At 52.3% G+C, this 4,589-nt stretch carries 4 protein-coding genes and 1 pseudogene; 4 read left to right on the top strand and 1 reads right to left on the bottom strand.

The features are described from left to right. From AAC083_RS12915 to atcC, 3 genes and pseudogenes are all read left to right on the top strand, one after another. Positions 1-277: pseudogene (locus tag AAC083_RS12915) on the top strand (cold adaptation protein AtcA); the annotation flags it as partial. A 13-nt stretch (positions 278-290) separates the two neighbouring features. Continuing rightward, positions 291-1,052: a cold adaptation protein AtcB gene (gene atcB / locus AAC083_RS12910; RefSeq protein ID WP_108536815.1), complete on the top strand. Its 762-nt coding sequence runs from the start codon at positions 291-293 to the stop codon at positions 1,050-1,052. 11 nt (positions 1,053-1,063) lie between these two features. Further along, positions 1,064-1,969 (top strand): cold adaptation protein AtcC, encoded by a 906-nt coding sequence (gene atcC, locus AAC083_RS12905; RefSeq protein WP_108536814.1) that lies wholly within the window; start codon positions 1,064-1,066, stop codon positions 1,967-1,969. Positions 1,970-2,066: 97 nt separating this feature from the next. On the opposite strand, the gene AAC083_RS12900 is transcribed toward atcC, so the two are convergent. Then, entirely contained in the window at positions 2,067-3,323 is a 1,257-nt protein-coding gene (locus AAC083_RS12900) for an MFS transporter (protein WP_108536813.1), read from the bottom strand. A gap of 87 nt (positions 3,324-3,410) precedes the next feature. Here AAC083_RS12900 and AAC083_RS12895 point away from each other — a divergent pair, with 87 nt between their 5' ends. Beyond that, complete coding sequence (locus tag AAC083_RS12895; RefSeq protein ID WP_108536812.1) at positions 3,411-4,319, top strand: LysR family transcriptional regulator; 909 nt, start codon at positions 3,411-3,413, stop codon at positions 4,317-4,319. Positions 4,320-4,589 lie beyond the last annotated feature (270 nt).

Genomic DNA, 4,589 nt, shown 5'->3' with positions numbered 1-4,589 from the left:
CGAGTTCAAGGTGTCGGTGGCGTTCAATAATGCCGACCTGCCGCTGGTGAAAGCGGTGCGGGCCCAGAGCGAAGATCAGCTGATCGAAGCCTGCGCCGTGCTGTTCCAGCTCTGCCATCCAAAAGAGAGCCCGCAGCCGCGCGGTGGCCGCCGTGCCGATGACGACTACGAGCTTAGCGACGACGACGATGACGACGGGGAAAACGCTGACGCCGACTATAACGGTGATGGTGACGACGACGGCGATCAAGACATGTACGACGAAGTACGTTTCTAACTTGAGGCACAGCATGCACAGTCTGATAGAAATTACCGCCATCGAGATCAAAGAGCTGGCCGTGATCGAGCCGAAGCAGGCCAGCGAAAAATTTGAGCTGATCGCCAAAACCATGTCCGACGATCAATTGGCCGAAGTCATTGAACAGATTGATATCGTCACCCTGACCCAGATCAACGGCCAGCACGACATGTCATTCCCGTCGATCATCTCCGAGCTGATGACCCCGGAGCGGATCCGCGACATCGTCTGCCAGCAGCCCCTCTACTGGGAAGAGGCGATCAAGAACAACGCCGAAGAGCTGCAGCAGCACACCTTCGACTTCCTCAACTACCTGATCCGCACCCAGGAGAGCGACGCCAAGCAGGCAGAGATCCTGGAGTGCATCGCCGAGGATCCGGCCGGTCTCTTCTACCTCGCCATCCCCTTTATCGAGTTCTATCGCGGTGAGCGCTTCGACGATGAAGAGGGCTTCCACGACACGCTGCACGCCGAAGAGGAAGATCTGGAAGAGGCGCTCTCCTACAGCGACCGCCAGCAGAGCGAAAATGCCCACGACTACCCGCTGGATGACCCGCGCAGCCTGTTGATGCTGATCCGCGAGCTGACCCCCGAGGTGGAAAAATCCATCAAGGCACTGCTGCGCAATGAGCACTCCAGCTGGGAAGGGATCATCAGCAAGTTCGCCAGCGAGCTGGTGATGAAGGCCAAAGAGAAGAACGAGGCCTCCGACGAGTACGCCGAAGTCGACGACATGTTCAGCTTCCTGGATTGAGGAACCCCGTCATGCAACTAGTGATACGCGACGTCAATCAGGGCCCCTTTCTCTCTCAGGTGCTGCGCTTTGGCCGCGAGAGCGAACACTTGAGCGATCAGCAGCTGGGCCAGATCAAGGGCAAGGCGATGTTGATGAGCCTCAAATTCGCCGACAAGTACTACAACAAGTACAAGATGCATCTGCTGGAACAGGCCGCCCACGACGTCATCGGTGTGGTGAGCCTGGGCCTGCTGGAGCTGTCGCAACGGGACCTTGCCCGGGCACTGGCCCTGCTGCAGGCGCCGGAGGGGCCCATCAAGCCGTTCCAGAAGGGTTGGTCCATGCTGATCTCGGTCAGCGCCAAGCAGCCCGGTAGCAACAGCCTCTATGGCGACGTGGACGCGCGGCTCTTGGACAAGATCTCCAGCCCGCCGGATGTGGAGGAGTGGCAAGGTTGGCAGGAGTACGAGAAGGCGCTGGCCGAACATAACAAGGCCCGCCTGATGAGCCTGATCGATCAGCACTTCTTCGCCTGCGAGAACGACCACCCCACCATGGAGGACAAGCTGGCCGAGGCCCTGCTCTATCGCATCCTCTGTGGCAATGGCAGCGGCGCCGCCAAATTGAAGGTGAAGCAGGATCTCAAACGCAAACTGGCGCGGGAGATTGAGCTCAATGAAGAGTGGTACGACACCGACTATCTGGCCGCCCAGCTGGAGCGGCTGCTGGCAGAGCTGCCGGGCGAGCTGATCGCCGGTCTGCGTCAGGAGCTCAGCAAGGGGTTTATCCCCAACCTGCTGCATACCCTCGGCTTTGTGCGCCAGTACCAGCAGCTGCAACAAGAGAACGCCTCGCCGGAGAAGCTCGACAACATCGAAATGCGCGCCGGTCTCAAGCACCCGCTGCTCGGCTGGCCGCTCTACCACGACTTCTAGGGGGCGTTTTCGCCGCCCACCCAGTCGCACCACAACGCCCGGCTTGCCGGGCGTTGTTATATCTGGCGATGAGCACCCCCACTACACACATCGTTACTCAAGCATTCGGTGATTTGGTCACCAAACATAAACGTGTGAGTAACTGATATAGAAAGAGTGGTTGAATAATCGTCAGCGCTATGGTCAACCAAGCCAATATAGTCATGTTACCAAGGTGACCATCAACATTAGTTAACATCATCGAAGAAACTACGGCAGCCAAGCCACTGAATATATGTTGGAAAACATTCTGCAATGACATGAATCCCGCTCTTTCCCAAGGCGCGGCCACTTGACTGTTCACAGCAGCAACAGTGATCGTCCGTGTCGACGTAACCACCATGAATAACGTGAAAATCACCATGGTCGGCAACCAGGGTTCACGCAAGAAGCCGTCCCAAACAACGGCAATCGTCAATGCCCCCATCAAAATCGTCACTCTCATTGCGCCAAAACGGTCAATAAAATATCCACCAAACTGCATCGCAAACAAGCTAAAGATACCGCCCATGAGATAGTAATGACTCATATCACCACGCGGTACATCAAGGTTGAATTGAAAATAAGCTGCAATGTTTGGCACAAGAAGGAAGGTACTGAAAATTGCCAATCCAATTGCCATAAACGCATTCCACACCACAGGTCGTTTCAACATTTGAATGGATGAAAAAACCTTCTGGCTCCGTTCCAAGTGGGCAGTCATCCCGGGCAGCCTTATATATACCGCCACGCAGACACACAATCCCAAACCACCAACGACATAGAAAGGTGCACTCCATCCTTTTAACATGGCCAGCTCCAATCCCAAGGGGACACCGGCAATCGCTGACAACGAGAAAGCCCCCATCACTATGGCCATCGCTCGACCACGTTGCTGTAGTGGCGTGGCATCCACAACGATCGCCAGAGCGATGGATGTTGCCGGACCGGCAAACACACCGGCCAGCAAGCGGGTAAAGAACAAACTTTCCATATTCCATGCTAACGCGCACGCCCAGGTGGATAGCGTGATGCCCAACAATGAGACCAGTGCAACATGTTTTCTATCAAATCGGTCGAGATATCTGGCACACAGTAATGATGATAATGCGGCGGCCAGCGCATACCCGCCCCCTAAATACCCTATATAGGTTGGACTTATATTTAGCGCACGAGATAAATCCGGCCCAAGAGGCATAATCATCATAAAATCAAGAGCACTGACCAATTGAATCAATGCGGCTAGCCAGACGGCGTTAATATCCATAGGCGAACTATTAATGTGAGTTTTTTCATCCACATTATTTTCATCTAACATCATAGTATTTACTCTCAATCTTTAGAGATAAACAGTATATCCACTATCACAATTTAATTTTATCCGTTAAAATGGTACAGATTGTTATCATATTAGGGATAATCAATGCGTACAGGCATGGAATTGAATGCGCTGAGAATTTTCATTGCAGTGGTTGAAAATAGCAGTTTTGTCGGGGCATCTAAAACCCTTCAAATACCCACGTCAAATGTGAGCCGCAGTATCTCTCAATTGGAAGAAGCCTTGGACCTTCAACTGATTGAACGCACTACCCGCCATATGAAACTCACACAGGCAGGGCAACTGCTCTATACCCGAGTCAAGCCATTACTGGAATCACTGGAGCAAACCGAGGCTGAATTGACATCACAACAGATTCAGCTGAAGGGGCCATTACGCATCTGTATCCCCAATGAAGCAGGTCCAAAACTGCTCGGTACCGCCATCGCTGACTTTGCCTGTCAACATCCCGAGATAAAAATCAGCTGTATTACCAACCTGTCCGGACTTGAATCATTAAGAGAGGATTTGGACATGGCAATCATCATTCACAGAGGCAAGATGGATGATTGCGATTACATAGCCAACCATCTGACAACCATTCCCTGCACTGTTGTTGGCTCCCCTTCACTGATCCAGAAGTGGGGACTTCCCAACCACACGTCACAACTAAAAGATCTCCCCTGTATCACTACGGTGAGCGCCCTGAAAGGGATGCCTTGGCAATTTACTCGCACAAACAGTGAATTTTCCACCATACAGGTGAATGAACACTACCGGGTCAATAGTGGCGAGCTGGCGTTAAAAGCAGCAATAGCTGGCGTAGGGTTTGCCATTCTTGCCAAAGTCGCTTGCCAAGAGTTTATTGATGATGGCAGCTTGGTCGAAATTGAACTTGAGTTACCCGCCGCCCCATTGCAATTGTTTGCTGTTTATGCGAATCGCCAATATCTTCCTGCTAAAACGCGTGTATTTATTGAGTTCGTACGACAAAATATTATGAGCTATCAGTAGCTAAAATCGGTAAAACCTCAACAGGTTAAGCTGACTTTTCAAGATATCAACAGATGAGCCACCCAGCGTTTATCGTTCGCGAACGTCTGATTACGCTCCGCTAATCAAACCTAGGGCCCAGAGGGAAAATAGTTCAACTCGACCAGTAAATGGCGTTGTTGCCCAAATCAGCCATTAGGCCACAACTTGCCCCGACAACTAGGACACCCACCTTTTGTAGCGACAACTAGGACACCCACCTTTTGGACAGGCCATCACGAGGTCAATTAC

Source organism: Aeromonas sp. HMWF014, from assembly GCF_963878295.1.
GTDB lineage: Bacteria > Pseudomonadota > Gammaproteobacteria > Enterobacterales > Aeromonadaceae > Aeromonas > Aeromonas popoffii.
The sequence above is the reverse complement of the archived record's forward strand: the minus strand, read 5'-3'. Positions and strand labels throughout refer to the sequence as shown.